This is a genomic window from Pseudonocardia wallangbongensis (assembly GCF_054486945.1).
The window spans coordinates 102130-128311 of record NZ_JBRERS010000012.1 but is presented as its reverse complement, the minus strand read 5'-3'; the positions used below and the strand labels follow the sequence as shown (position 1 = coordinate 128311).

Below are 26182 nucleotides of genomic sequence, written 5' to 3'. Positions count from 1 at the left end.
TGCTGCAACTTTCTGCTGCAACTCGGAGCGAGCCCGCACCCTCGAGCGGGCCTACGGTGCGGATCAACCCGACGGGACGAGGGAGCGCAGCGCATGACCGAACCATGGCAGTGGGACGAGCCGACCTGGCGGGGCCACGTGCACCGCGTCCGCGCCGGGCGGCGGCTCGTGCCCGCGAGCTGGCCGGGAGGGGCGCGCGTGGCCGTCGCGCTCTCGTTCGACTCGGACCACGAGACGATCCCGCTGCGTGACGGCGAGACCCGGCCGGGCAAGCTCGCGCAGGGCGAGTACGGCTCCCGCGTGGCGGCGCCGAAGATCCTCGCGCTGCTCGCGGAGTACGGCGTGCGCGCCAGCTTCTTCATGCCCGCCGTGTCGGCGCTGCTGCACCCCGACGAGGTGGAGTCCTACGCCGCGGGCGGGCACGAGGTGGCCGTCCACGGCTGGATCCACGAGCGCAACATGCAGCTCGAGCGCGCCGACGAGCTCGACCTCACCGGCCGTGCGATCGAGACCCTCGAGAAGCTCTCCGGCACGCGGCCGGTCGGCATCCGCACGCCGAGCTGGGACTTCTCCGACAACACGCTCTCGATCATCGAGCAGCTCGGGCTGCGCTACGACTCGTCGCTCATGGCCGACGACGAGCCCTACGAGCTGCTGGCCGACGGCAGGCGCACCGGCATCGTGGAGATCCCGGTGGAGTGGATCCGCGACGACGCCCCGTACCTGATGATGGAGCGCTACGGCGCGCTGCGGCCCTACACCCCGCCGCGGGCGCTCTTCGAGATCTGGCGCGACGAGTTCGACGCCGCCCACGCCGAGGGCGGGCTCTTCCAGCTCACCCTGCACCCGCACGTCATCGGGCACCGGTCCCGCCTGGTCGCACTGCGCGACCTGGTGGCGCACATCGCCGGGAAGCCTGACGTCTGGTTCGCCACCCACGCCGAGGTCGCCGAGCTGGCTCGTGATGAGCTCACCGGTGCAGAGGAGCCCCGGTCGTGACCGAATCGGCTCTCGGCACCCGGCTCACGCCGGCGCAGCGCAAGGCGATCCTCGCCGGCTCGATCGGCAACACCGTCGAATGGGTGGACTGGGCGGTCTACGCCACGCTCGCGCCGGTGTTCGCGAGCCAGTTCTTCGCGCCGGGCAACGAGACCGTCGCGCTGCTGTCCACGCTCGCGGTGTTCGCCGTGGGGTTCGTGATGCGGCCCATCGGCGGCGCGGTGCTCGGCGCGTACGCCGACCGGCACGGCCGCAAGAAGGGGCTGATGCTCACGATCAGCCTGATGGCCGGGGCGGCGTTCGTCATCGCGATCACGCCGACGTACTCCACGATCGGGCTCGTCGCACCGCTGATCCTGCTGCTCGCCCGGCTCGTGCAGGGGTTCTCGGCGGGCGGGGAGTTCGGCTCGTCCTCGTCGTTCCTCGTGGAGTCGGCCGCGCCGCGGCGGCGGGCCTTCGCCGGGTCGTGGCAGCAGGTCTCGGTCGGCGCGGGCGCGCTCATCGCGTCGCTCATGGGCTTCGTGCTCACCTCCTCGCTCAGCGAGGCGGCGATGCAGTCGTGGGGCTGGCGGGTCGCCTTCGCGGTCGGCGGCCTGCTCGGGCTGGTCGGGCTGTGGCTGCGCGTGAGCGTGGACGAGACGGAGAGCTTCCGGCGCGCGAGCGGCGAGGGCCGCACCGGGGGCCGGCACCCGATCGTCGGCATGCTCACCGAGCACCCGGCTGCCGCGCTGCGCGTCGTCGGCATCACGATCGCCGGCACGCTGACCTACTACGTGTGGATCAGTTACATGCCCGGCTACGCCAGCAAGGCCATCGGCATCCCGCTGCAGGAGGCGCTCCTCGCCAACACCATCGCGATCGCGTACTTCCTGTGCCTGCTGCCGTTCGTCGCCCTGCTGTCCGACCGGTACGGGCGAAAGCCCACCCTGCTCGCGTTCGCGATCGGGTTCGTCGTGCTGTCCTGGCCGTTGTTCGAGCTGCTCTCGGTCGGCGGGTTCTGGGCGCTGCTGGTGGTGGAGCTGATCGGCGTCACCCTGATCTCCGGCTACTCGGCCAACTGCGCCGTGGTGATGGCCGAGCAGTTCCCCGCCGAGGTGCGCAGCACCGGGATCGGGCTGCCCTACGCGCTCGCGGTGGCGATCTTCGGCGGCACGGCGCCCTACATCACCACGTGGATGAACGCGAACGGGCTGGGCGGCTACGTGTGGTTGTACGTGGCGGCGGGCGCGCTGGTCGGCGTCGCCGTCTACGCGACGATGCCCGAGACCAGGGGCAAGGAGCTCACATGAAGCGGGGTTATGTGGTCGTCGGCGCCGGGGCCATCGGCGGCACGCTGGGACACCACCTGGCCCGCGCCGGGCACGAGGTCACCGTCGTGGACGCCGACGCCGGGCACCTGCGATCGATCCGCGAGCACGGGATCGTCGTCCGCCGCGGGGACGAGCGCACCGCCGCGCCGGTCGCCGCCGCGTACCCGCCGGACGAGCCGGGCCCTGCGCGCGTCGAACGCGTGCTGCTCGCGGTGAAGGCGCAGGCCACCGACCGCGCGCTGGACTGGATCGCGCCCCGGCTCGCGCCGGGCGGGTTCGTCGTCTCCGTGCAGAACGGGTTGAACGAGCAGGCGATCGCCGCGCGCGTCGGCCCGGAGCGGACGGTCGGCGCGTTCGTCAACCTGTTCGCCGACGTCGTCGCGCCGGGGGAGATCCGCGACGGCGGGCTCGGCGCGCTCGTCGTCGGCGAGTTGGACGGGCGCGACTCGGCGCGGGTGCGCGACGTCGTGGCGGACCTGCAGGCGTGGGGGCCGGCGCGGGCCACCGGGAACGTCGCCGGGTACCTGTGGTCGAAGCTCGGGTTCGGCGCGATGCTCGTGGCCACCGCTCTCGCCGACGCGCCGATGGCCGAGCTGATCGACCGGCACCGCGCCGTCATGCACGCGCTCGCCGCCGAGGTCTACGCGGTGTCCGCGGCGGAGGGGATCGCCCTGGAGCCGTTCGACGCGTTCGACCCCGCTCCTTACGCGGGAAGCGACGCCGCCGCGAAGGATGCCGCCACCGACGGCCTGGTGGCCTGGCTGCGCACGCAGGCCAAGGACCGCAGCGGCATCTGGCGTGACATCGCCGTGCGCCGCCGGCCCACCGAGGTGCCCACCCACTACGGGCCGGTGCTCGACCGGGCCGGGCGGCTCGGCATCGCCGCGCCGGGGCTGGAGCGGCTCGTCGCACAGATCACCGAGCTGGAGGATGGGGCAGCCATGTCCGAGCAGCGCATCGCCGACCTCGCGGGAGCCCTGCGATGACCGTGCCCGCAAAGACGGCGCTGACCGCCGTCGACATGCCTGCGTTGCACGGGCTGCTCGCCGCGCGGCGCGCCGAGATGGTCGCCGACCTCGTCGCCTACGCCGGGCGGGAGACCCCGAGCGACGAGCCGGAACTGCTCGCCAAGGGCCTCGCGTACCTGGAGGAGTGGTTGACCGACCGGCTCGGCCCACCCGCCGGGCGCACCCACCACGAGTCCGCCGCGCACGGGGACGTCGTTGTGCTGGACTACGACGGCGTGGGGGAGCGCCTCACGATGCTCGCGCACTACGACACCGTGTGGAGCGCCGGCACGCTCGACGCGTGGCCGGTGCGGGTCGAGCAGGACCGCATCAGCGGCCCCGGCGTGTTCGACATGAAGGCCGGGCTCGTGCAGGCCGTCTGGGCGGTCCGGACGCTGCGCGCGGCCGGGGTGGCGCACCCGCCGCTGCGGCTGCTGCTCAACGGCGACGAGGAGATCGGCAGCCCGTTCTCCCGGCCGCACATCGAGGCCGCCTGCGCGGATGCGGCGGCGGTGCTGGTGTTCGAGGCGAGCGCCGACGGCGCGGTGAAGACCGCGCGCAAGGGGGTCGGCCTCTTCGACGTGCACGCGCGCGGCGTCGAGTCCCACGCCGGCCTCGACCCGGCGGCCGGGGCGAGCGCGATCGACGAGATCGCCCGCGCCGTCCGCGTCCTGCACGACGGCACCGACCTCGCCGAGGGCACCAGCGTCAACGTCGGGGTGCTGCGGGGCGGCACCCGGCCGAACGTGGTCGCGGGCTCGGCGGAGGCGCGGATCGACGTGCGCGTGTCCTCGTCGGCGGCGCAGGACCGGATCGACGCGCTCCTCGCCGGCCTGCACGCGCACGACCCGCGCGCGGAGGTCACCGTGAGCGGCGGCTGGAACCGGCCGGTGATGGAGCGCAGCGCCCCGGTCGCTGCGATGTACGACCTCGCTCGCGCGGCGGCCGCCCAGCTCGGCGTTGACCTGCGCGAGACCGCGGTGGGCGGGGCCAGCGACGGCAACTTCGCCGCCGCCCTCGGCGTGCCGGTGCTCGACGGGCTCGGGGCCGTGGGCGCCGGGGCACACGCGAGGCACGAACACGTGAGCGTCGACGGGATGGTGGAACGCGCCGCCGTGGCGGCGGGGGTGATGGCGGCGTTCGCATCATGATAGCAGGATATCGTGAAAGTGCTATCATTGTCGCCGTGAAACAGCTCATCGCCCGGATCGACGACGATCTGCACCGCCGGCTCAAAGAGCGCGCCGCGGAGCAGGACCGCTCCCTGAACGACCTCGTCACCGGCGTGCTCGCCGCCGCCGTGGAGGACGATGCGGAGTCCGTGCGGCGCCGGATCGACCGGTCCGGGCTGCGGGTCGTGCCGCCGCGGCCCGTAGCGGTGCGCTCCCGGCAGGACGTGATCCGTCGTCTGGAGGGGCTGGGGACGCCGGTCAGCGATGCGCTCGCGGCCGACCGCGACGGCCGCTGATGCTGCGTTACGTCGACACCTCGGCGTTCGTGCGCTGCTACTTCGCCGACGAGCCGGACCACGAGCAACTGCGCGGGCTGCTGCTCGAGGGGGCCGAACCGGTCGTGACGAGCGAGCTGACCCGGTTGGAGCTGGCGAGCGCCGTGCACGCGGCGCACCGGGCAGGTCGGCTGCCGGACCCGGCGGAGCTGCTCGCCGTGGTCGACGCCGACTGCGGCGAGGACGGCCCGATCCTCCTGCTGCGCCTGCAGCCCGAGGTCGTGTTCGGGCTCGCCGCCGCCCTCGTCGCGGAGCACCCGCTGCGCAGCGTCGACGCGCTGCATCTCGCCGTGGCCCGCAGCACCGCGGCGGAGCTCGCGGCGGGCGAGCCCGTCGTGCTCGTGACCCGGGACCACCGGCAGGCCGCGGCCGCGGCGGCGCTCGGGATGCCGGTCGAGTAGCCGGCGGGGCGGATTAGGCTGGTCCCCATGCTTCGGCGACTCGACCTGCGTGGTGCACCCCTGCCTCGTACCGCTCGCCTGCGCGGCCTGCTGCCGCGGGCCGAGCAGGACGTCGATGCGGCGCTGCACCAGGTGCGGCCGATCGTCGACGCGGTGCGCGAGCGGGGCGTCGAGGCGGCGCTGGAGTTCGCGGAGCGGTTCGAGCGGGTGCGCCCGACCGGTGTCCGGGTGCCGGCGCAGACCTGCCACGGTGCGCTCGCCGCGATCGACCCGGCCGTGCGGGCGGCGCTGGAGACCTCGATCGAGCGCGCCCGCCGCGTGCACGCCGACCAGCGGCGCGCCGACCTGGTCACGCAGGTCGCGCCCGGCGGCACCGTCACCGAACGGTTCCTGCCGGTGCAGCGGGTGGGTCTCTACGCCCCGGGTGGGCTGGCCGTCTACCCGTCCAGCGTGGTGATGAACGTGGTGCCCGCCCAGGCCGCGGGCGTCGGGTCGATCGTGCTGGCCTCGCCGCCGCAGGCCGAGCACGGCGGCCTGCCGCACCCCACGGTGCTGGCGGCGGCCGCGCTGCTGGGCGTCGAGGAGGTGTGGGCGGTCGGGGGCGCGCAGGCCGTCGCGCTGCTCGCGTTCGGCGGCACCGACACCGACGGCGCCGAGCTGGAGCCGGTCGACATGGTCACCGGGCCGGGCAACATCTACGTCACCGCCGCCAAGCGCCTGCTGCGCGGCCTGATCGGGATCGACGCCGAGGCGGGCACCACCGAGATCGCCGTGCTCGCCGACGACACCGCCGACCCGGTGCACGTCGCGGTCGACCTGATCAGCCAGGCCGAGCACGACCCGGCCGCGGCGTCGGTGCTGGTCACCCCGTCCGAGGTGCTCGTCGAAGCGGTCGACCGCGAGCTGGAGCTGCGGGTGGCGGCCACCAAGCACGGCGAGCGCATCCGCACCGCGCTCACCGGGCCGCAGTCGGGTGTCGTGCTCGTCGACGACCTCGACGCCGGGCTCACCGTCGTCGACGCCTACGCCGCCGAGCACCTGGAAATCCAGACCCGCGACGCCCGCGAGATCGCGCTGCGCGTCCGCAACGCGGGGGCGATCTTCGTCGGGCCGTACGCGCCGGTGTCGCTCGGCGACTACTGCGCGGGCTCCAACCACGTGCTCCCCACCGGGGGCTGCGCCCGGCACTCGGCCGGTCTGTCGGTGCAGACGTTCCTGAAGGGTGTGCACGTGGTCGAGTACGGCGAGGACGCGCTGCGGGCGGTGGCCGACGACGTGGTCACGCTCGCCGGGGCCGAGGACCTGCCGGCGCACGGCGAAGCGGTCACTGCGAGGTTCGCCCGATGACAGCGGTTCACGACACGGTCGGCGGAGCCGTCACGCTCGACGACCTGCCGCTGCGCGAGGACCTGCGCGGCCGCAGTCCCTACGGCGCCCCCCAGCTGGACGTCCCGGTGCGGCTCAACACCAACGAGAACCCGTACCCGCCGCCGCCCGAGCTGGTGGCCGACGTCACCAAGGCCGTGCACACGGCCGCGGAGGAGCTGCACCGCTACCCGGACCGGAACGCGGTGGGGCTGCGCGCCGACCTCGCCGACTACCTCTCCACGTCCACCGGCGTGCCGCTGACCTGCGCCAACCTGTGGGCCGCCAACGGCTCCAACGAGGTGCTGCAGCAGATCATGCAGGCGTTCGGCGGGCCGGGTCGCGTCGCGGTCGGGTTCGAGCCGTCGTACTCGATGCACCCGATCATCGCCTCGGGCACGCGCACCGAGTGGCTGCCCGCGCCGCGGCGCCCGGACTTCTCGCTCGACGTCCGGGAGGCCGCGTCGGTGCTGCGCGAGCAGAGCCCCGACCTCACGTTCCTGACGAGCCCGAACAACCCCACCGGGCAGAGCATCGACCCCGACGAGCTGGCCGTCCTGGTCGACGCCGCGCCGGGGGTGGTGGTGGTCGACGAGGCGTACGCCGAGTTCTCCGACCGGCCCAGCGCGATCGGCCTGCTCGGCACCCACGGGCACAAGCTCGTGGTGTGCCGCACGATGAGCAAGGCGTTCGCGTTCGCCGGCGGCCGCCTCGGCTACCTCGCGGCGGCGCCGGCGGTGGTCGACGCGCTGCAGCTGGTGCGCCTGCCGTACCACCTGTCCGCGCTCACCCAGGCCGCCGCGCGCGCCGCCCTGCGCCACGCCGGCGCGACCCTCGGCTCGGTGGCGCTGCTGCGGGCCGAGCGCGACCGCGTCATGCCGGCGCTCGCGGCCGCCGGGTACGACGTCGTGCCCAGCGACTCCAACTTCGTGCTGTTCGGCCGGTTCGCCGACGCCCCACGCGCGTGGCGGGCCTTCCTCGACCGCGGGGTTCTGATCCGCGACGTCGGGATCCCGGAGCACCTGCGGGTCACGATCGGCACGCCGGAGGAGAACGACGCGTTCCTGCAGATCGCAGCGGACGTCGCGGACCAGGAGCTGAGTCGATGACACGTGTCGGCCGCGTGGAGCGGATCACCAAGGAGTCGAAGGTGCTCGTCGAGATCGACCTCGACGGCTCCGGCACCACCGAGATCGCCACCGGGGTCCCGTTCTACGACCACATGCTCGACGCGTTCGGCAAGCACGGCGCGTTCGACCTGACGGTCCGCGCGTCCGGTGACGTCCACATCGACGTGCACCACACGGTCGAGGACGTCGCGATCGTGCTCGGGCAGGCGATCCGCCAAGCGCTCGGCGACAAGTCGGGCATCCGCCGCTTCGGCGACGCGTGGATCCCGATGGACGAGGCGCTCGCCCAGGCCGTCGTCGACGTGTCCGGCCGCCCGTACACCGTGCACACGGGGGAGCCGGACGTCATGCAGGGCTTCGTCGTCGGCGGCCACTACCCCACGGTGCTCAACCGGCACGTGTTCGAGTCGCTCGCCTTCCACGGGCACCTCGCGCTGCACGTCCGCGTGCTGGACGGGCGCGACCCGCACCACGTCACCGAGGCCGAGTTCAAGGCGCTCGCCAGGGCGTTGCGGGCCGCGGTGGAGCCGGACGCGCGGATCACCGGGATCGCGTCGACGAAGGGCACCCTCTGACGGCACTGCGGGCGCGCGGCCGAGCCGGGTACCTCCGGCACGGTCGTTCACCGTGACGGCGGCGCGAGCAGGTGGGCCACCCGCAGCATCGGTTCGATGAGCACCGGGATCTGTTCGGGGTCGGTGATCCTGCCCTGCTGCCAGGTGAGGAGGTCCTGATCGGCAAGGCTCCACGTCGGTACGGACCCGGCGAGGTGCTCGGCGATCAACGTCGGTCCGACGACGGTGCGGGCGATGTCGGGGTGGCGGGTCCGGATCCGGAACCGGCGATCGAACTCCGCATGCCCGGTCGCGGCGGCGTCGTCGCCGAACATCGCGCGGCCCCAACGCGACAGCGCGCGCCGTCCGACGACAGCGATGGCGGGGTACCGGTGGGGGAGCCGAACGGCGGTGACGAGCAGGGCGTGCGTCGTGGTGGTCGTCGTGGAGGTTCCGTTCGGGCTCGGTGAGGACGTCACGGTGGTGTAGGTGTACTCGGCCACGCAGACGGTGAGGTCACCGAGCCGGGTGTGCACGAGGAGCGGGACCCGGCCAGGCCGGGCGGGTAGCTGACGGGTCCAGCCGACGGCCGGGTCCTGCGCGATCGACCAGCCGTGCGCGGTCGCCCATCCCGCGATCCGCCGCAGGCGTTCACGTTTCCTCGACCGCGCGATGACGACGACGGCGATCAGCACGAGCCACATCGCGACGGGGATACCGATGATCATCGATTCCATCGCGTCCTCCGGTGTTTCGGAACGACGCGTACGACCCCACCGCGGTTCGCGACGTTGGCCGCAACCGCTGTTTGTGACGCAGTTCACCCACCTCCCGGGTTCTCGGTGCGACCGGTGGTGCCGGGATCACCTCGACGAACGGCACGCTCGTGACGTGACTGCGAACGACGCGGCCGACGGACCCGCGTTCCCCGGCGACAACCACGTCCACACCGAATGGTCCTGGGACGCCGCCAAGGGCGACATGGCGGCCACGTGTGCGCGGGCGGCGCGGCTTCGGCTGCCCTCGGTGGCGTTCACCGAGCACGCGGACCTGACGCCGTGGGTCGTGCGGGAGGGTGACCCGATGTCGGCCGTGCTGCGCCGGTGGCTGCGCCCCGACGGGCGGATCGCCCCGCGCGACCTGGATGTCGAGGGCTACCTCACCTGCGTGCAGCACTGCCGGGACCGGTACCCGGGCCTGCGCGTGCTGTCCGGCGTCGAGCTGTCCGAGCCGCACTGGCATCCGGAGCGCACGGCGGCGCTGCTCGCGGGCGGGCGGTTCGAGCGCGTGCTCGGGTCGGTGCACTCGGTGGGCGGGCGGGACGAGCCGCGGCTCGTCGACCACGCCATGCGGGCCCGGCCCGCCGCCGACGTCCTGCGCGACTACCTGGCCGAGGCCCGCCGGATGGTCGCCTCCGACGCGCCGTTCGCGGTGCTCGCCCACATCGACTACCCGGTGCGGCACTGGCCCGCGTCCGGGGCGCCGTTCCGGCCCGCCGACTTCGAGGACGAGTTCCGCGAGGTGCTCACGGTGCTCGCCGCGAGCGGGCGCGCGCTGGAGATCAACACCCGGGTCCCGCTGGCGCCGGAGCTGGTGCGGTGGTGGGGGGACGCCGGCGGCGGGGCGGTCTCGTTCGGCAGCGACGCGCACCGGCCACGGGATCTGGCCAACGGCTTCGCGGAGGCGGCGGAGATGGCCCTGAGCTGCGGCTATCAGCCCGGTGCAGACCCGACCGACCTGTGGTCGTGCCCCGCCGGTTCAGGAAAGCCACATTCATGAACCGGCAGTACATGAATGTGGCTTTCCTGAACCAGGAGCGCGAGCGAGCCGCCGGTATCCTGGCGCCGTGAGTCGGATCGTCGTGCTGGACTACGGATCGGGCAACCTGCGTTCCGCGGAACGCGCGTTGCAGCGGGTGGGCGCCGACGTCACGGTCACGGCCGACCCGCAGGCCGCGCTCGAGGCCGACGGGCTCGTCGTGCCGGGCGTGGGCGCCTTCGCCGCATGCATGGCCGGGCTCTCCGGTGTCGACGGCCCGCGGATCATCGAGCGCCGGCTGGCGGGGGGCCGTCCGGTGCTGGGCATCTGCGTGGGGATGCAGGTGCTGTTCGACCTCGGCGTGGAGTGGGACCAGCGCACGGCCGGGTGCGGGCAGTGGCCCGGCACCGTCGAGCGGCTCAAGGCCGACGTGCTCCCGCACATGGGTTGGAACACCGTGCGCGCCCCGGCCGCCACCACGCTCTTCGCCGGCCTCGACGCCGACACGCGCTTCTACTTCGTGCACTCCTTCGGCGTGCGGCGCTGGGAGCTGGAGGAGTCGGACGTGCTGAAGCCCCCGCTCGTCACCTGGGCCCACCACGGCGAGGACTTCGTGGCGGCCGTCGAGAACGGCGCGCTCGCGGCCACCCAGTTCCACCCGGAGAAGTCCGGCGACGCCGGCGCCACGGTGCTGCGCAACTGGCTGCGCGACGTCGTCGGATAGCCGTCCAGATCGGACGAACGGCACCCTGGTCCGATAGGTTCGTACGGGCGTGCCGCTCGTCCAGCGGGGACGTTCCGCTGCGCGCAGCGTCGGCGGCTGCGCCGCGACCGTCCGTGCACGCTCGGTAGGCTGGACCGGTGAGTTTCACGCTCCTTCCCGCCGTCGACGTCGCCGACGGCCAGGCCGTCCGGCTGGTCCAGGGCGAGGCCGGCACCGAGACCGGCTACGGCGCCCCCCGCGAGGCGGCGCTGCAGTGGCAGCGCGACGGCGCCGAGTGGATCCACCTCGTCGACCTCGACGCCGCGTTCGGCCGCGGGACCAACGCCGAGCTGCTGGCCGGAGTCGTCGGTGAGCTGGACGTGGCGGTGGAGCTGTCCGGTGGCATCCGCGACGACGCGTCCCTCGAACGGGCCCTGTCCACCGGGTGCGCCCGGGTGAACCTGGGCACGGCCGCGCTCGAGGACCCGGAGTGGTGCGCGCGGGCCATCGCGGAGCACGGGGAGCGCATCGCCGTCGGGCTGGACGTGCGGATCGCGGACGGGCAGCACCGGCTCGCGGCCCGCGGCTGGACCCGCGACGGCGGCGACCTCTGGGAGGTCCTGGAGCGGCTCGACCGCGACGGCTGCGCGCGCTACGTCGTCACCGACGTCGGCAAGGACGGCATGCTGCGCGGCCCCAACCTGGACCTCATGCGAGAGGTCGCCACCGCCACCAAGGCCCCGGTGATCGCTTCCGGCGGCATCTCCGAGGTGGCCGACCTGGTCGCGCTGGCCGAGCTCGCCGCCACGGGTGTCAACGTGGAGGGTTCGATCGTCGGCAAGGCGCTCTACGCCGGCCGGTTCACCCTCCCCGAGGCGCTCGACGCGGTGCGGGCGGTGCGGCCCGCGGATCGGGCGGCCGGCTGATGGGGGTCGCGGTTCGGGTCATCCCGTGCCTGGACGTCGACGCCGGGCGGGTGGTGAAGGGCGTCAACTTCACCGACCTGCGCGACGCGGGCGACCCGGTGGAGATGGCCCGCGTCTACGACGCGGAGGGCGCCGACGAGCTGACGTTCCTCGACGTCACGGCGTCGTCCGGGGGGCGCGCCACGATGCTGGACGTCGTGCGGCGCACCGCGGAGCAGGTGTTCATCCCGCTCACGGTGGGCGGCGGCATCCGCACCACCGACGACGTCGACACGCTGCTGCGGGCGGGCGCCGACAAGGTCGGCATCAACACCGCAGCCATCCAGCGCCCGGAGCTGCTGCACGAGGCGAGCAGGCGGTTCGGCGCGCAGTGCATCGTGCTGTCGGTCGACGCGCGCACGGTGCCGGAGGGCGGCCCGCCCACGGCGTCCGGCTGGGAGGTCACCACCCACGGCGGGCGCCGCGGCACCGGGATCGACGCCGTCGAGTGGGCCGCGCGCGGCCAGGAGCTCGGGGTGGGGGAGATCCTGCTCAACTCGATGGACGCCGACGGCACCCGGGCCGGCTTCGACCTGAAGATGATCAGTGCGGTGCGGGCGGTGGTGGACGTCCCGGTGATCGCGAGCGGGGGAGCGGGCGCGGTGGAGCACTTCCCGCCGGCGATCAGCGCCGGGGCCGACGCGGTGCTCGCCGCCAGCGTGTTCCACTTCGGGCAGCTGCGGATCAAGGACGTGAAGGACGGCCTGCAGGCCGCGCACGTGGAGGTCAGATGACACGCGTGGTGGAGTCGGCGCTCGATCCCGCGATCGCCGCCCGGCTCAAGCGCACCCCCGACGGCCTGGTCTGCGCGGTGGTGCAGGAGCGCGGCACCGGTGACGTGCTGATGGTGGCATGGATGGACGACGAGGCGCTGCACCGCACGCTCACCACCGGCCGGGCCACGTACTGGTCGCGGTCGCGGGAGGAGTACTGGGTGAAGGGCGAGACCTCGGGTCACGTCCAGCACGTGCAGGAGGTGCGCCTCGACTGCGACGGCGACGCCCTGCTCGTGGTCGTCGACCAGACCGGCCCGGCCTGCCACACGGGGACCCACAGCTGCTTCGACGCCGACGTCCTGCTCGCCGGCGGTAGCTGACACACCAACTTCGGCGCTCGCACAGCAACTGCAGTTCATGTGCCGGCTCCACAGTTGGTGTGTGAGCGTCCGGCCCCGCGGCGGTGGGGGTGCGCGGACGTCCTACTGTCGGATCTGTGACAGAGGAGCTCTTCGCCACCGATTCTTACCTCCGCTCGTTCGAGGCCGAGATCGCCGAGGTCGACCGGGACGGCGGGCGCGTGGCGCTCGCGCGCACCGCGTTCTACCCGGGCGGGGGCGGCCAGCCGCACGATGTCGGCACGCTCGACTGGGGCGACGGGCCCGTCGCGGTCACCAAGGCGAAGCGGGAGGCGGGCCGCATCTGGCACTGGGTGGACACGCCCGAGCTGCCGGGTACGGGCACCGGGCTGGCCGGGGAGATCGACTGGTCGCGGCGGCACCTGCTGATGCGCACCCACACCGCGCTGCACGTGCTGTGCGGGGTGGTGTGGTCCGAGTTCGCGATCCCGGTCACCGGCGGCAACATGGAGCCGGGGTCGGGGCGGCTGGACTTCCCGCTCGAGTCGATCTCCGCCGAGCTGGGGAGGCGCCTCGAGTCCCGGATCAACGAGGAGCTGGCGGCGGCCAGGGCGGTGGTGGTCGACTTCCTCGGTCGCGACGCCGCCGACGCCGACCCGGCGCTGATCCGCACCGCGGCCAACCTCATCCCGCGGGAGATCGACCCGCTGCGGGTGATCGACATCGTCGGGTTGGACAAGCAGGCCGACGGCGGCACGCACGTGGCGAGCACCGCCGAGGTCGGCGCGGTCCGCGTGACGGGCACCGAGTCGAAGGGCAAGGGCAACAAGCGGGTGCGCATCCAGGTGGTCGACGCGCCCGGCTGACGGTGCCGCGTCCCGGCCGCCCCCCTGTGCGGCCGGGACGCGATCCCCCCGTCACCCCTGCCGGTTCTCCCCAGCGCCGACGAGGGCGAGCATCCCGGCCACGGCGAGGGCGAACCCGCCGAGCAGCCCGGTGACCTGGGCCGCCCCGGCGGCGGCGTCCGTGCCGCCGCCGCCGAGCTCGCTGGTCGTCATCCCGATCGTGACCGTGTACAGGCCCCACGCGAACATCGCGGCGCTGCCCGTCCAGGCGGCGGCGACGGCCGCCCAGCGGGGCGCCGGGCGGGTCCGCACGAGCGCGATCACCCCGGCGGCGCCGACGATCGCGAGCGCGGAGTTGACGGCCTCGACGCCCAGCGCCACCGCCGACCCGGCGGTGAGCCCGACCACCAGGTGCAGGAGCGCGCCGGCCCCGGCCATGACGCAGCCGCCTGCGGCCACGACCCGCAGGAACGGCACGAGTCCCGCAGCGGGTGGCGCGTCCGCGGTGACCACCCCGGACCACCTGCGGACCGCGTGCGCGGCGAACGCGGCGCACAGGAACACGCCCTGCCAGGCGAACCCGCCGTACACGAGCGGCTGCAGCCACGGCTCGAACGCGGCGGAGTGCGAGCCGCCGGCCAGCGTCTCCACCGTGATGGCCGGCATGATCGACACGGCCATCGGGACGAGGAACCCGGTGCCCACCCACATCGGGAGCAGCAGGAGCCATGCGGGGAGCCGGTCCCCCCAGCGGTGCGTCAGGGCGAGGGCGAGCCCGATCACGACGAGGTCCATCGCCAGCGTCACGGCGTTGGCGGCCACGATCGCGGGCTGCGCGAGGAACGCCGGGTCGGTCATCCCGATCGAGCCCCCGGCCAGCCAGACGAGCTTGATCGTCAGGTACGGCAGCGTGCCCGCGGCGGCGAGCCAGCCCAGGACCCGGACGCCGGCCGGTGTCGTATCGGCCGAGGTGGTGGCCGGTGAGATCGTCATGGCCGCAACGATGTCGCCGCGGGCGGCGTGCGGACTCCCGCGCCAGGACGAATCCGGGTCCCTCCCGCGGGGGAGGGGCGGGTGCGGGCCCCTCTGCGACGATCGTCGCGTGTTCCGGCGTCTCCTCGCCCCGCTCACCGACGGGCTGACCTACCGGCGGTACGTGCACCTGCTCCTGGGTGCGGTGATCCTGCTGCCGTACGTCGCCCTCGTCGTGCTGATCGCCTCGACGGTGACGAACGGTGGGCTGGAGCTGCTCGGGTCGGTCCTGATCGTGGTGCCGGCGATCGGGATCGCCGTCGGCGTCACCCTCGTCCCGGGCGTGCGGTCCCTGGCGATCACCGCCGCCCGCACGCTGCTCGCCGCCGACGTGCCCGAGCCGGACCCGGCCACCGTCGACTCCTGGCCGGGCCGGCGCCGCGCCGCGCTCTGGCTGCTGATCAACGCCGCGGCGGGCGGGCTCACCGCGCTGGTGACGCTGGTCGTCTTCCCCACGACCATCGGCTTCCTCTTCGCGCCGTGGCTGGTGCTGGAGCCGTTCCCGACGGGTGGGCGGGCGTGGTGGCTGCCGGTGGTCGGCGCGGTGTTGCCGGTCCTGCTGCTGCGGGCGGCGTCGGCCGGGGGTGCGGCGCTCGCGCGGCTCGCGCCGCGGGTGCTGGGGCCGACCCCCACCGAGCGGATGGCGGCCGAGCTCGTCGAGGCGCACGCCGCGGAGCGCGCGCTGGCCGAGCGCAACCGCCTCGCGCGGGAGCTGCACGACTCCGTGGGCCACGCCCTCACGGTGACGACGCTGCAGGCGGGCGCGGCAGCCAGGGTGCTGGACACCGACCCCGCGTTCGTCGCCAAGGCCCTCGACGCCATCGCCGAGGCGGGCCGCACCGCGCTGGCCGACCTGGATCACGTGCTCGGCCTGCTCCGCGACGGCGGGAGCGATGACCGGAGGCCACAACCGGACCTCGGCGACCTCGACGCGCTGGTGGACGGCGCGCGGTCGGCCGGGGTGGTGGTCGAGCTGCACCGCGGCGGCGCGACCGGGGTCGTGCCGCGCGCGGTGTCGCGGGAGGCCTACCGGATCGTGCAGGAGGGGCTCACCAACGCCCTGCGGCACGCCGGACCGGTGCCGGTCGCCGTCCGCGTCACGGTGGGGGAGGACACCGTGGTGCTGGAGCTCACCAACCCGCTGGGCCCCGGGCCCGCGCGGAACGGGGGAGGGCGCGGGATCGCGGGGATGCGCGAGCGGGTCGGTGTGCTGCGCGGCGAGCTCGCCGCAGGCCCCGACGGCGACCGCTGGCGCGTCGCCGCCCGTCTGCCCTTCGGACCGGACAGGATGCACGGGTGATCCGCGTGCTGCTGGTGGACGACGAGGAGCTGGTGCGTGCCGGGCTCAAGGCGATCCTCGACGCCGAGCGGGACATCGAGGTGCTCGGCGAGGCGTCGGACGGCGCGGAGGTGCCCGGGCTGGTGCGCAGGCTCGAACCCGACGTCGTGCTGATGGACGTGCGGATGCCCGCGGTCGACGGGATCACGGCCACCCGGCACCTGGTGTCCCAGGGGGCGCAGCGGGGGGCGGCCGGGCCCCGGGTGCTGATGCTCACGACGTTCGGCAACGACGGCTACGTCTACGACGCCCTGCAGGCCGGTGCCACCGGGTTCCTGCTCAAGCGGGCGCGGCCCGCCGAGATCGTGCAGGCGGTGCGCACCGTCGCCGAGGGCGAGTCGCTGCTGTTCCCCGCGGCCCTGCGCGACCTCGTCGCCACCCGCGGCCGGGGCGGTGGCGACGCGCTGCGCGGCGCCGGGCTCACGGAGCGGGAGGGCGAGGTGCTGCGCCTCATGGCGCGGGGCCTGTCCAACGCCGAGATCGCGCGCGAGCTGGTGGTCGGTGTGGAGACGGTGAAGACCCACGTGGGCAACGTGCTCGCCAAGGTCGGGGCCCGCGATCGCACGCAGGCCGTGGTGGCGGCGTACGAGTCCGGGTTCATCGATCCGCGGCGGCCCGTCTGAGGCCACCCTTCCGCCGACCGCGATGATCAGGTTAGCCTCACCTCATGAGCGCGTTGGCGGCAACCGTCGAGACGTTGCGCGGGCTGCGGCCGGCGTACCCGGACGCCTATGCACCGCGCATCGGCGTGCCGGCCGAGCCGGGTTGGTCGGCCATGGCCGAGGTGGCGCCGCACGTCGGCGCGTGGTGCGCGCGGGCGCGGGAGCAGGACAACCCGGCGCGGCTGGCCTCGGTGGCGGCCACCACGGTGGGCGGCGCGCTCGTGCACGCGGTCCTGGGCCGGGTCACGGCCGCGCTCGTGCTCGACCGCCGGGCCTGGGACGTGCGGGCCGCGCACCTGGCCCTGCACCCCGACACCGGTCGGCTCGCCGTGCGCGACGCGTCGCTCCTCGTGCTGCGCGACGACCCGGCGGCCGGTCACCCGGACGCCGAGGTGCTGCCCGACCTGCCCGCGCTGCTGCACCGGGTGGCGGCCGACGCCGTGGCGACGCTGCGCCCGCTGCTGGACGCGGTGCGGGCCGCCACCCGCTACGGGCTCGTGCCGCTGTGGAACAGCGCGGCCGACGCCGTGCGGAGTGCGGCCCACTACGCGCCGCTCTACGCGGGCGCGGACCGGGAGCGGGCGCGCGCCGTGGGCGCCGCGCTCGTCGCCGAACTCGCCGCCCAGGGGGCCCGCCTGCGCGACCGGGGTGGGCACGAGCGGGTGGAGTGGGGCGCCGAGACCTACGCGCTGCCGGTGCGGGCCGCCTGCTGCCTCTACTACAAGACCGAGCCGGAGGTCGAGCGGCCCTCCGACGCGTACTGCCTGACCTGCCCGTTCCTCTGCTCCCCCGACCGCAGGGAGCGCTTCGGCAGCTTCGTCGACGGCCTCACGGCGGAGCTCACGGCAGGGGCCCGGTGAGGTAGCGCTGCAGGTTCGGCGCCACCGCGGCGATGATCGTGGCGTGGTCGGCGGAGGCGAGCGGCTCCACCTTCAGCACGTAGCGGACGAAGGCGAGCCCGAACATCTGCGACCCCGCGAGGGTCGCGCGCAGCTCCGGCCGGTCGGGCGCGACGGTCGCGAAGATCTTGCCCACCAGCACGCGCCCGATGAACTCGCGCAGCAGGCTCGCCGCGACCTCGTGGCCGGCGATGCTCTGCAGCAGCGTGGCGAGCTGGGCTCCCCCGGTCTCGTCCCAGACCCGCAGGAGCCGGCCGATGATCCGCTCGGCGAGGTGCTCGGGGTCGCCCGGCAGCGCCTCGCCGAGGATGGTGCCGGGGTCGGCCGGCAGGTCGAGGGCCGCCACGAACAGCGGCTCCTTGCCGCCGAACCAGTGGTTGACCATCGCCGGGTCGACCCCCGCGCGTTCCGCGATCACCCGGACCGTGGCGCCGTCGTAGCCGCGCTCGGCGAACACCGTGCGGGCGGCGTCGAGCAGCGCGGCGCGGGTGTCGCCGCCACCGGGACGGCGTCCACGGCGGCGCGGCGCGGCGCTGTCGTCGGACCCTGCCCCAACGCAATCCTTCACAGGCCCATTTTCGCGTCCCCGAACTGAGAACGTTCTGCAGGTGTGTCGAGAACGCCGCCACGGCGTCGACGTCCCGGGTGCAAAGGCTCATCGATCGAGGAGGACGAGATGGCAGGCACCCGCATCACCGACGTCACCGCCGTGGGGATCCCGGTCCGCGACCAGGACCGGGCGCTCGCGTTCTACGTCGGCGCGCTCGGCTTCGAGAAGCGCCTCGACGGCCCGTTCGGCGGCGGGCGGTGGCTGACGGTGGCCCCGGCGGGCGCGGGCACGTCGATCGCGCTGGTCGCCGCCGACCGGACCGCCGTGGACACCGGCATCCGCCTCGCCACCGCCGACGCGGCGGCCGACCACGCGCACCTGCGTGCCGCCGGCGTGGACGTCGACCCGGAGGTGCTGCGCTACCCGGGCGTACCGCCGATGTTCGCGTTCCGCGACGCCGACGGGAACACGCTGGTGGTGGTCGAGATAATGGGGGCATGACCGTTTCCGCGCCGCCTGGTGCCCTCGGAGCGGTCACCCCCAGCCGCGAGGAGTTCCGCGCGCTGGCCGTCGGGCACCGGGTGATCCCGGTGACCCGGCGGCTGCTCGCCGACGACGAGACCCCACTCGGGGTCTACCGCAAGCTGGCCGGTGACCGGCCCGGCACGTTCCTGTTCGAGTCGGCGGAGAACGGGCGGTCCTGGTCGCGATGGTCGTTCGTGGGGGCCCGCAGCCGGGCCACGCTCACGGCGGTGGACGGCGAGCTGGTGTGGACCGGTGAGGTGCCGGTCGGGTTGCCGACGTCCGGCGACCCGCTCGCGGCCCTGCGCACGATCGTGGAGGAGCTGCACAGCGAGCGGCTGCCCGGGCTGCCCCCGCTCACCGGCGGGATGGTGGGCTACCTCGCCTACGACGTGGCGCGGCGGCTCGAGCGGCTGCCCGAGCTGACCGTCGACGACCTGCGGCTGCCCGAGCTGGTGATGCTGCTGGCCACCGACCTCGCCGCGGTGGACCACCACGAGGGCACGGTCACCCTGATCGCGAACGCGATCAACTGGGACGCCACCGACGATCGGGTGGACGAGGCCTACGACGACGCCGTCGCCCGCCTCGATCGGATGACGGCCGACCTCGCCGCGCCCGCGCCGTCCACGGTGGCGGTGTTCCGGCCCGCGGAGCCGCGGTTCACGCGCCGCCGCTCGGCGCCGGAGCACCACGCCGCGGTGGAGGAGGCGAAGGAGCTGATCCGGGCGGGTGAGGCGTTCCAGGTGGTGGTGTCGCAGCGGTTCGAGGCCGACTGCCGGGCCGATCCGCTCGACGTCTACCGCGTGCTGCGGGCCACCAACCCGAGCCCGTACATGTACCTGCTGCGGCTCGAGTCCGCGGCCGGTGAACGCTTCGACATCGTGGGCTCCAGCCCGGAGGCCCTGGTCACCGTGCGGGACGGCGTGGCCACCACGCACCCGATCGCCGGCACCCGCTGGCGCGGGGCCACCGAGGAGGAGGACCTCCTCCTGGAGAAGGAGCTGCGCAGCGACGAGAAGGAACGTGCCGAGCACGTCATGCTCGTCGACCTCGGGCGCAATGACCTCGGCCGGGTCTGCGAGCCGGGCACGGTGAAGGTGCACAGCTTCTTCTCGGTGGAGCGCTACAGCCACGTCATGCACCTGGTGTCGACGGTCACCGGGCGGCTGCGCGACGACCGCATCGCGTTCGACGCGGTCACGGCCTGCTTCCCGGCCGGCACGCTGTCCGGTGCGCCGAAGCCGCGGGCCATGGCGATCATCGAGGAGCTGGAGCCGACGCGGCGCGGGCTCTACGGCGGGATCGTCGGCTACCTCGACTTCGCGGGCGACGCCGACACGGCGATCGCGATCCGCACCGCCCTGGTCCGGGACGGGGTGGCGTACGTGCAGGCGGGCGGGGGGATCGTGGCCGACTCCGACCCGGTCGCGGAGGACGCGGAGTGCCTGAACAAGGCGCGGGCGGTGCTGTCGGCGGTGGCAACCGCCGCCACTCTCACCGATCCGGGCGGTGAGCCGCGACCGGCTCCCGTGCCGGAACCGGTCGCGGCGCCCGGGCCGGGGTCGGCGTCCACCACACCGCGGTGACGGCCCGCCCGAGTCCCGCAAGCTCGCCGGAGCGAAGCGGAGGCCGATCAGCACAGTTGCTGGGCGCGGTGTGTGCGGGTCTGGTGCTCTCGGCGGTGCTGCTGTGGGCGGGTTCGGCCACGGTCTGGCAGCGGGTGCATCCGGCCGGTTCACCTCCTGTCGAGCTCACCGGGGCGCAGGTGGCGCCGTGGCTGGGCGGCACGGCGTTGCTCGCGCTCGCCGGGGTGGCGGGCGTGGTGGCCACCGGCGGAGTGCTGCGCAGGCTCGTGGGCGGGCTGCTCGCGCTGGTCGGGATCGCGGTGGCCGTGCTCGGCGTGCGGGCGCTGGCGGGCGCGACCGCTGCGCCGCTGCTCGTGATCGCGGGGGCGGTCGTGCTGCTGGCCGTGGGGACCCTCGTGCTCGTGCGGGAACGCCGGCTGCCGCGGCTCGGCGCACGGTACGCAGCGCCGGGGGAGCGGCGGGTGGAGCGCGACCCGGACCGGGCCGCGTGGGAGGAGCTCGATCAGGGTCGGGACCCCTCGGTCGACCCCCCCGACGAACCGCCCGGCGACGCGGGGGACGATCCTGGCGACGGGCCGCGAAACGCGCCTGTCTAGCATGATTCGCGCCTGGCCCTATCCGGAGAGGAGGACCGCTGCGATGGCGAACGGCGGAGCCAGCGTCCTCGATTCCATCGTGGACGGTGTCAGGGCCGATCTCGCGGTGCGTGAGGCGCAGGTCGACTTCGCGGAGATCAAGCGGCGTGCAGCGGCGGCCCCGTCCCCGCGGGACGTGATGGCCGCATTCCGCGCCCCGGGGATCGGGGTGATCGCCGAGGTGAAGCGGCGGAGCCCGTCGAAGGGCGACCTTGCGGACATCGCCGACCCGGCGGACCTGGCCGCGTCCTACGCCGACAACGGCGCGCGGGTGATCAGCGTGCTGACGGAGGGGCGGCGCTTCGGCGGGTCCCTGGCGGACCTCGCGGCGGTGCGAGCCGTCGTCGACGTGCCGGTGTTGCGCAAGGACTTCGTGGTGAGTCCGTACCAGGTGCACGAGGCCAGGGCCTTCGGCGCCGACCTGGTGCTGCTGATCGTCGCCGCGCTGGAGCAGAACGCGCTGGACTCCCTGCTCGACCGGGTCGAGTCGCTCGGGATGACCGCGCTCGTCGAGGTGCACACCGAGGAGGAGGCCGACCGCGCGCTGGAGGCGGGCGCCAAGGTCATCGGGGTGAACGCTCGCGACCTGCACACCCTCGAGGTCGACCGCACGATCTTCGGGCGGATCGCCCCCGGCCTGCCCACCGACGTGATGCGGGTGGCGGAGTCCGGCGTCCGCGGGCCCGGTGACCTGCTCACCTACGCCGGGTGGGGCGCCGACGCGGTGCTCGTCGGCGAGGGCCTCGTCACCAGCGGCGACCCGGGTGGCGCCGTGCGCAGCCTGGTGGCTGCCGGCTTCCACCCGTCGTGTTCGAGAATGGTCCGGTGACACACAGCAAGGCGAGCGACGGGGTCGCGCACCCGTCGGACCACGACCCGGACGAGCGGGGCCACTTCGGCCGTTTCGGGGGCCGGTTCGTCCCCGAAGCGCTGATCGCGGCCCTGGACGAGCTCGCCACCGTCTACGAGAAGGCCCGCGGTGACCGCGACTTCCTCGACGAGCTCGACCGCCTGCACCGCGACTACAGCGGCCGGCCGTCCCCGCTGACGGACGTGCCGAAGCTCTCGGAGCACGCGGGCGGCGCGCGGATCCTGCTCAAGCGCGAGGACCTCAACCACACCGGGTCACACAAGATCAACAATGTGCTCGGGCAGGCGCTGCTCACCAGGCGGATGGGCAAGAAGCGCGTGATCGCCGAGACCGGCGCGGGCCAGCACGGCGTGGCCACCGCCACGGCCTGTGCGCTGCTGGGCCTCGAGTGCGTCGTGTACATGGGTGAGGTCGACACCGAGCGGCAGGCCCTGAACGTCGCCCGGATGCGGCTGCTCGGCGCCCGGGTGGTGCCGGTGAAGACCGGCTCCCGCACGCTCAAGGACGCGATCAACGAGGCGCTGCGCGACTGGGTCACCAACGTCGACGACACCCACTACCTGCTCGGCACAGCCGCGGGGCCGCACCCGTTCCCGATGATGGTCCGCGACCTGCACCGGATCATCGGCCTCGAGGCGCGCGAGCAGGTGCTCGAGCGGGTCGGGCGGCTGCCGGACGTGGTGGCGGCGTGCGTCGGTGGTGGCTCCAACGCGATCGGGATCTTCCACGCCTTCATCGACGACCCCGGCGTGCGGCTGGTCGGCTTCGAGCCGGGCGGCGACGGGGTGTCCACCGGCCGGCACGGCGCCACCCTCACGGCGGGCTCGCCCGGCGCGCTGCACGGCGCGCTGTCCTACCTGCTGCAGGACGAGGACGGGCAGACCGTCGAGTCGCACTCGATCTCCGCCGGCCTCGACTACCCCGGCGTCGGGCCGGAGCACGCCCTGCTCAAGGACCTGGGCCGGGCCGAGTACCGCCCGGTCACCGACGCCGAGGCGATGGACGCGTTCGCGCTGCTCTCGCGCACCGAGGGGATCATCCCGGCGATCGAGTCGGCTCACGCCGTGGCGGGCGTGCTGAAGCTCGGCCAGGAGCTCGGACCGGAGGCGGTGATCGTCGTGAACCTCTCGGGGCGCGGCGACAAGGACGTCGACACGGCCGCCAAGTGGTTCGGCATGATCGCCGACGGCGAGAGCGCCGACGACGCGAGCGGCACCGCCATCGCCGAGGCGAGCATGACGGAGGGGCCGCGGTGAGCGAGCGTCAGCGAGCGAATCATCGACACAGCGCCTGCGCGCAGCGCCGGCCGAGCGCCAGCGAGGGCGTGCGATGAGCGTTCAGGGGATCTTCGAGGCCGCGCGCGCCGAGGGCCGGAGCGCCCTCGTCGGCTACCTGCCGGCCGGCTACCCGACCGTCGACGGTTCGGTCGAGCTGCTCTCCGCGATGGTCGAGGGCGGCTGCGACCTGCTCGAGGTCGGGATCCCGTACTCGGACCCGGTGATGGACGGGCCCACGATCCAGGCGGCCGCCGACACCGCGCTGCGGGCCGGCTTCCGGCTGCGCGACGTGCTGTCGGTCGTCGAGCGGGTCTCCGCCGCGGGCGGCCGGGCGGTCGTGATGACCTACTACAACCCGGTGCTGCGCTACGGCGTCGACGCGTTCGCCCGCGACCTCGCCGCTGCAGGCGGGCTCGGCGTGATCACCCCCGACCTGATCCCCGACGAGGCGCAGGAGTGGCTCGCCGCCTCCGACGCCCACGGCCTGGACCGGATCTTCCTGGTCGCGCCCTCGTCCACGGAGGAGCGCATCGCGTCCACGGCGGCCGCCACCCGCGGGTTCCTCTACGCCACCTCGACGATGGGCGTCACCGGTGCCCGGGACGCCGTCGCGAGCGCCGCCCCCGCGCTCGTGGCGCGGTGCCGCGCGCACACGTCGCTGCCGATCGGGGTCGGGCTCGGCGTGCGGTCGGCCGACCAGGCCGCGGAGGTCGCCGGGTTCGCGGATGGTGTGGTCGTCGGCTCGGCGTTCGTCACGGCGGCCGAGAACGGCGGCGCGGAGGGTGCGCGGGCGCTGGCACGGGAGCTGGCGGGCGGCGTGCGCCGCGCCGCCCCGCAGCCGGCCTGAGTCACCGGCCGGCGAGGGTCCCGAGCTCGTCGAGCACCTCGCGCATGACCCGCGCCAGGCCCCGGTCCTGCGGCTCGGCGACCCAGCGCTCGAACGCCACGCGGAACACGGCGATCCCCGCCTCGGCCGCGAGCCGGGCCGTCGGGTCGGTGACGCCGCGCCGGAGCAGGCCATCGGTCAGCTGGGCGGAGAGCGTGGCCATCTTGATCAGTTCGCGCTCCTGCAGCTCCGCGTTCGCGGCGATCACGAGCTGGCGCCGCCGGGCGTGCTCGCGGTGGTCCCCGAGCACCTCGGCCGCGGCGTCGAGGGCCGCCCCCACGGCTTCCATCGGGGTCGCGGATGCCGGGGCGCCCTCGAGGGCGCTCATGAGGCGTTCCTGCAGCGAACCGGAACCCTCGAAGAGCACCTCGCGCTTGTCGGCGAAGTGCCGGAAGAACGTCCTCGCGGTGAGCCCGGCACGCGCGGCGATCTCGGCCACCGTCGTCTGCTCGTAGCCGCGCTCGACGTAGAGGTCCAGCGCGGCCTCGCGAAGCCGCCCGCTCGCGTTCGGCTCCCAGCGACCCATGCCTCCATCCTAGTGATGGCACCGAATGACATCACGCCGAGCTTCGCGACCAGGTGATCGTGCCCATCGGAGCGCGACCGCTCCCACCGCCGCCGGAGCGTGGCGCTACCGTGGCGGCGTGAGTCCTGCCGTCGTCAGTCCGGTCATCAGCAGCGTGCTGGCCTACATCCCGAGCCCGGACCGGGGGGTCTGGATGCTCGGCCCCATCCCGATCCGCGCCTACGCGCTCTGCATCATCGCCGGCATCGTCGTCGCGGTCCTGTGGGGCGAGCGCCGGTTCGTGGCGCGCGGCGGGCAGCAGGGCACCGTCACCGACATCGCGGTGTTCGCGGTGCCGTTCGGGCTGGTCGGCGGCCGGCTCTACCACGTGATGACGGACTGGTACACCTACTTCGGCCCCGGCGGCGACCCCCTCGGTGCCCTCCGGATCTGGGAGGGCGGCCTCGGGATCTGGGGGGCGATCGCGCTCGGCGCCGTCGGTGCCTGGATCGGGTGCCGGCGCCACGGCGTACCGCTCGCCTTCTTCGCCGACGCGGTGGCGCCGGGCATCGTCGCGGCGCAGGCGATCGGCCGGCTGGGCAACTGGTTCAACCAGGAGCTCTACGGCGCGCCCACCACGCTGCCGTGGGGCCTGGAGATCTACGACCGGGTCAACCCGGTCACGGGGCTGCGCGACGACCTGGGCGGCGTCGCGGTGAGCCACGTCGCCACCCAGGTGGTCCACCCGACGTTCCTGTACGAGCTGCTGTGGAACCTGGCCGTCGCCGGGCTCGTGGTGTGGGCCGACCGGCGGTTCCGGCTGGGCCACGGCCGGGCGTTCGCCGTGTACGTCGCGGGCTACACCGCCGGCCGGTTCTTCATCGAGCAGATGCGCACCGACCACGCCACGCGCGTGTTCGGCGACATCCGGATCAACGTCGTCGTCGCCGCGGTGGTGTTCGCGGCGGCGGTGCTCTACATCGCGCTGGTCCGCAAGCCCCGGGAGGTGCTTGAGGGCCCCGCGGCGGCGCCCGTCGAGGAGCCGGCGCCGGACGGGGCGGCCGTGGACGCCGAGCCGGAGCCGGAGCTGCACGACGAGGACGACGAGAACGCCGAGAAGCCGGCGAAGGACCCGGCCGAGGCGGGCGACCGCGCACCATGACGTCCTCCTTCACCGGTTTCGGGGACGGCGCCGTCGAGTTCTACGACGGGCTGATCGCCGACAACTCGAAGGCCTACTGGACCGACCAGCGGGCCGTGTACGAGTCGGACGTCCGCGCGCCGATGCAGGCGCTGCTCGCCGCGCTGGAGCCGGAGTTCGGCCCGGGCAAGGTCTTCCGGCCGTACCGGGACGTCCGGTTCTCGCACGACAAGACGCCGTACAAGACGCACTGCGGCGCCACGGTCGGGCCGTTCTACGTGCAGGTCGGTTCCGACGGTCTGCTGGTCGCGGGCGGCTACTACCGGATGGCGCCCGACCAGGTCGCCCGCTACCGCACGGCCGTGGCCGAGGACCGGCGCGGCGGCGACCTCGAGAAGCGGCTCGCCGCGTTCGGGGAGCTCACCCTGGCGGGGGAGACCCTCAAGACCCGGCCCCGCGGGTTCGACCCGGACCACCCGCGCATCGACCTGCTGCGGCACAAGGGCCTGTACGCCTGGCGCGGCTGGGAACCCGACGACGTCCTGCACGAGCCGGGCACCCTGGACCGGGTCGCCCACACCTGGCGGGAGCTTCAGCCGCTCGCGGAGTGGCTCGCCGACCACGTGGGGCCGAGCGAGCAGCCGCGGCGGTAGCG

30 protein-coding genes are annotated in these 26182 nt (G+C 74.2%); 26 read left to right on the top strand and 4 right to left on the bottom strand.

Annotated features, from left to right (window positions below; genetic code table 11):
- Positions 1 to 93 precede the first annotated feature (93 nt).
- The 9 genes from ACU436_RS33385 to hisB are packed head-to-tail and all read left to right on the top strand — an operon-like array spanning position 94 to position 8294.
- The gene (locus tag ACU436_RS33385; RefSeq protein ID WP_459031035.1) at positions 94 to 999 is read left to right on the top strand and encodes a polysaccharide deacetylase family protein; all 906 of its coding nucleotides are present in this window, start codon (positions 94 to 96) and stop codon (positions 997 to 999) included.
- Positions 996 to 2288 carry an MFS transporter gene (locus tag ACU436_RS33380; protein WP_459031034.1) on the top strand — a complete coding sequence of 431 codons (1293 nt, stop codon included), beginning with the start codon at positions 996 to 998 and terminating at the stop codon, positions 2286 to 2288. Before ACU436_RS33385 ends, ACU436_RS33380 begins: the two co-directional genes overlap by 4 nt.
- Positions 2285 to 3295, top strand: a complete 1011-nt coding sequence (locus tag ACU436_RS33375; RefSeq protein ID WP_459031033.1) for a ketopantoate reductase family protein — start codon at positions 2285 to 2287, stop codon at positions 3293 to 3295. Before ACU436_RS33380 ends, ACU436_RS33375 begins: the two co-directional genes overlap by 4 nt.
- On the top strand, positions 3292 to 4467 hold the full coding sequence (locus ACU436_RS33370; RefSeq protein ID WP_459031032.1) for a M20 family metallopeptidase: 1176 nt from the start codon (positions 3292 to 3294) through the stop codon (positions 4465 to 4467). Before ACU436_RS33375 ends, ACU436_RS33370 begins: the two co-directional genes overlap by 4 nt.
- A gap of 35 nt (positions 4468 to 4502) precedes the next feature.
- Entirely contained in the window at positions 4503 to 4784 is a 282-nt protein-coding gene (locus ACU436_RS33365) for a FitA-like ribbon-helix-helix domain-containing protein (RefSeq protein ID WP_459031031.1), read from the top strand.
- Positions 4784 to 5224 carry a type II toxin-antitoxin system VapC family toxin gene (locus tag ACU436_RS33360; RefSeq protein WP_459031030.1) on the top strand — a complete coding sequence of 147 codons (441 nt, stop codon included), beginning with the start codon at positions 4784 to 4786 and terminating at the stop codon, positions 5222 to 5224. Before ACU436_RS33365 ends, ACU436_RS33360 begins: the two co-directional genes overlap by 1 nt.
- Positions 5225 to 5251: 27 nt before the next feature.
- Entirely contained in the window at positions 5252 to 6571 is a 1320-nt protein-coding gene (hisD, locus tag ACU436_RS33355) for a histidinol dehydrogenase (protein ID WP_459031029.1), read from the top strand.
- On the top strand, positions 6568 to 7698 hold the full coding sequence (locus tag ACU436_RS33350; RefSeq protein ID WP_459031028.1) for a histidinol-phosphate transaminase: 1131 nt from the start codon (positions 6568 to 6570) through the stop codon (positions 7696 to 7698). The genes hisD and ACU436_RS33350 overlap by 4 nt, the downstream gene beginning before the upstream one ends.
- Positions 7695 to 8294 carry an imidazoleglycerol-phosphate dehydratase HisB gene (hisB, locus tag ACU436_RS33345; RefSeq protein WP_459031027.1) on the top strand — a complete coding sequence of 200 codons (600 nt, stop codon included), beginning with the start codon at positions 7695 to 7697 and terminating at the stop codon, positions 8292 to 8294. The genes ACU436_RS33350 and hisB overlap by 4 nt, the downstream gene beginning before the upstream one ends.
- A gap of 47 nt (positions 8295 to 8341) precedes the next feature.
- Here hisB and ACU436_RS33340 read toward each other — a convergent pair whose 3' ends face one another.
- Positions 8342 to 9010: a hypothetical protein gene (locus ACU436_RS33340; RefSeq protein WP_459031026.1), complete on the bottom strand. Its 669-nt coding sequence runs from the start codon at positions 9008 to 9010 to the stop codon at positions 8342 to 8344.
- 154 nt (positions 9011 to 9164) lie between these two features.
- Here ACU436_RS33340 and ACU436_RS33335 point away from each other — a divergent pair, with 154 nt between their 5' ends.
- The 6 genes from ACU436_RS33335 to ACU436_RS33310 all read left to right on the top strand — a co-directional run bounded on the left by ACU436_RS33335 (position 9165) and on the right by ACU436_RS33310 (position 13640).
- Positions 9165 to 10052: a PHP domain-containing protein gene (locus ACU436_RS33335; protein WP_459031025.1), complete on the top strand. Its 888-nt coding sequence runs from the start codon at positions 9165 to 9167 to the stop codon at positions 10050 to 10052.
- A gap of 67 nt (positions 10053 to 10119) precedes the next feature.
- The gene (gene hisH, locus ACU436_RS33330; protein ID WP_459031024.1) at positions 10120 to 10755 is read left to right on the top strand and encodes an imidazole glycerol phosphate synthase subunit HisH; all 636 of its coding nucleotides are present in this window, start codon (positions 10120 to 10122) and stop codon (positions 10753 to 10755) included.
- Positions 10756 to 10892: 137 nt separating this feature from the next.
- Complete coding sequence (gene priA / locus ACU436_RS33325) at positions 10893 to 11660, top strand: bifunctional 1-(5-phosphoribosyl)-5-((5-phosphoribosylamino)methylideneamino)imidazole-4-carboxamide isomerase/phosphoribosylanthranilate isomerase PriA (protein ID WP_459031023.1); 768 nt, start codon at positions 10893 to 10895, stop codon at positions 11658 to 11660.
- Complete coding sequence (gene hisF / locus ACU436_RS33320) at positions 11660 to 12433, top strand: imidazole glycerol phosphate synthase subunit HisF (RefSeq protein WP_459031022.1); 774 nt, start codon at positions 11660 to 11662, stop codon at positions 12431 to 12433. The genes priA and hisF overlap by 1 nt, the downstream gene beginning before the upstream one ends.
- Before the next feature lie 8 nt (positions 12434 to 12441).
- A complete protein-coding gene (gene hisI, locus ACU436_RS33315; RefSeq protein WP_459031136.1) occupies positions 12442 to 12795 on the top strand; it encodes a phosphoribosyl-AMP cyclohydrolase in 354 nt (117 codons plus the stop codon).
- 116 nt (positions 12796 to 12911) lie between these two features.
- The gene (locus ACU436_RS33310) at positions 12912 to 13640 is read left to right on the top strand and encodes an alanyl-tRNA editing protein (RefSeq protein WP_459031021.1); all 729 of its coding nucleotides are present in this window, start codon (positions 12912 to 12914) and stop codon (positions 13638 to 13640) included.
- Positions 13641 to 13691: 51 nt separating this feature from the next.
- Here the strand turns inward: ACU436_RS33310 and ACU436_RS33305 are convergent, their stop codons facing one another.
- A complete protein-coding gene (locus ACU436_RS33305; RefSeq protein WP_459031020.1) occupies positions 13692 to 14612 on the bottom strand; it encodes a hypothetical protein in 921 nt (306 codons plus the stop codon).
- Between the two features lie 109 nt (positions 14613 to 14721).
- Between ACU436_RS33305 and ACU436_RS33300 the strand changes: the two genes are divergently transcribed.
- From ACU436_RS33300 to ACU436_RS33290, 3 genes are read left to right on the top strand one after another with little or no spacing between them, the layout of a single operon-like run.
- Positions 14722 to 15951, top strand: coding sequence for a sensor histidine kinase (locus ACU436_RS33300; protein ID WP_459031019.1), 1230 nt, complete (start codon positions 14722 to 14724; stop codon positions 15949 to 15951).
- The gene (locus ACU436_RS33295; RefSeq protein WP_459031018.1) at positions 15948 to 16613 is read left to right on the top strand and encodes a response regulator; all 666 of its coding nucleotides are present in this window, start codon (positions 15948 to 15950) and stop codon (positions 16611 to 16613) included. Before ACU436_RS33300 ends, ACU436_RS33295 begins: the two co-directional genes overlap by 4 nt.
- Positions 16614 to 16657: 44 nt before the next feature.
- A complete protein-coding gene (locus tag ACU436_RS33290) occupies positions 16658 to 17512 on the top strand; it encodes a hypothetical protein (protein WP_459031017.1) in 855 nt (284 codons plus the stop codon).
- Here ACU436_RS33290 and ACU436_RS33285 read toward each other — a convergent pair.
- Positions 17493 to 18119, bottom strand: a complete 627-nt coding sequence (locus ACU436_RS33285) for a TetR/AcrR family transcriptional regulator (protein ID WP_459031016.1) — start codon at positions 18117 to 18119, stop codon at positions 17493 to 17495. The genes ACU436_RS33290 and ACU436_RS33285 overlap by 20 nt on opposite strands.
- A gap of 108 nt (positions 18120 to 18227) precedes the next feature.
- Between ACU436_RS33285 and ACU436_RS33280 the strand changes: the two genes are divergently transcribed.
- The 6 genes from ACU436_RS33280 to trpA all read left to right on the top strand — a co-directional run bounded on the left by ACU436_RS33280 (position 18228) and on the right by trpA (position 23842).
- The gene (locus ACU436_RS33280) at positions 18228 to 18602 is read left to right on the top strand and encodes a VOC family protein (RefSeq protein WP_459031015.1); all 375 of its coding nucleotides are present in this window, start codon (positions 18228 to 18230) and stop codon (positions 18600 to 18602) included.
- Complete coding sequence (locus ACU436_RS33275; protein ID WP_459031014.1) at positions 18599 to 20212, top strand: anthranilate synthase component I; 1614 nt, start codon at positions 18599 to 18601, stop codon at positions 20210 to 20212. The genes ACU436_RS33280 and ACU436_RS33275 overlap by 4 nt, the downstream gene beginning before the upstream one ends.
- Before the next feature lie 68 nt (positions 20213 to 20280).
- Positions 20281 to 20808: a Trp biosynthesis-associated membrane protein gene (locus ACU436_RS33270; protein ID WP_459031013.1), complete on the top strand. Its 528-nt coding sequence runs from the start codon at positions 20281 to 20283 to the stop codon at positions 20806 to 20808.
- A 43-nt stretch (positions 20809 to 20851) separates the two neighbouring features.
- Complete coding sequence (trpC, locus tag ACU436_RS33265) at positions 20852 to 21676, top strand: indole-3-glycerol phosphate synthase TrpC (protein ID WP_459031012.1); 825 nt, start codon at positions 20852 to 20854, stop codon at positions 21674 to 21676.
- Entirely contained in the window at positions 21673 to 22974 is a 1302-nt protein-coding gene (gene trpB / locus ACU436_RS33260) for a tryptophan synthase subunit beta (RefSeq protein ID WP_459031011.1), read from the top strand. Before trpC ends, trpB begins: the two co-directional genes overlap by 4 nt.
- 73 nt (positions 22975 to 23047) lie before the next feature.
- Positions 23048 to 23842 (top strand): tryptophan synthase subunit alpha, encoded by a 795-nt coding sequence (gene trpA / locus ACU436_RS33255; protein WP_459031010.1) that lies wholly within the window; start codon positions 23048 to 23050, stop codon positions 23840 to 23842.
- A 1-nt stretch (position 23843) separates the two neighbouring features.
- Here the strand turns inward: trpA and ACU436_RS33250 are convergent, their stop codons facing one another.
- Positions 23844 to 24407: a TetR/AcrR family transcriptional regulator gene (locus tag ACU436_RS33250; RefSeq protein WP_459031009.1), complete on the bottom strand. Its 564-nt coding sequence runs from the start codon at positions 24405 to 24407 to the stop codon at positions 23844 to 23846.
- 118 nt (positions 24408 to 24525) lie between these two features.
- Between ACU436_RS33250 and lgt the strand changes: the two genes are divergently transcribed.
- Positions 24526 to 25548 carry a prolipoprotein diacylglyceryl transferase gene (gene lgt, locus ACU436_RS33245; RefSeq protein WP_459031008.1) on the top strand — a complete coding sequence of 341 codons (1023 nt, stop codon included), beginning with the start codon at positions 24526 to 24528 and terminating at the stop codon, positions 25546 to 25548.
- A complete protein-coding gene (locus tag ACU436_RS33240; RefSeq protein WP_459031007.1) occupies positions 25545 to 26180 on the top strand; it encodes a DUF2461 domain-containing protein in 636 nt (211 codons plus the stop codon). Before lgt ends, ACU436_RS33240 begins: the two co-directional genes overlap by 4 nt.
- Positions 26181 to 26182 lie beyond the last annotated feature (2 nt).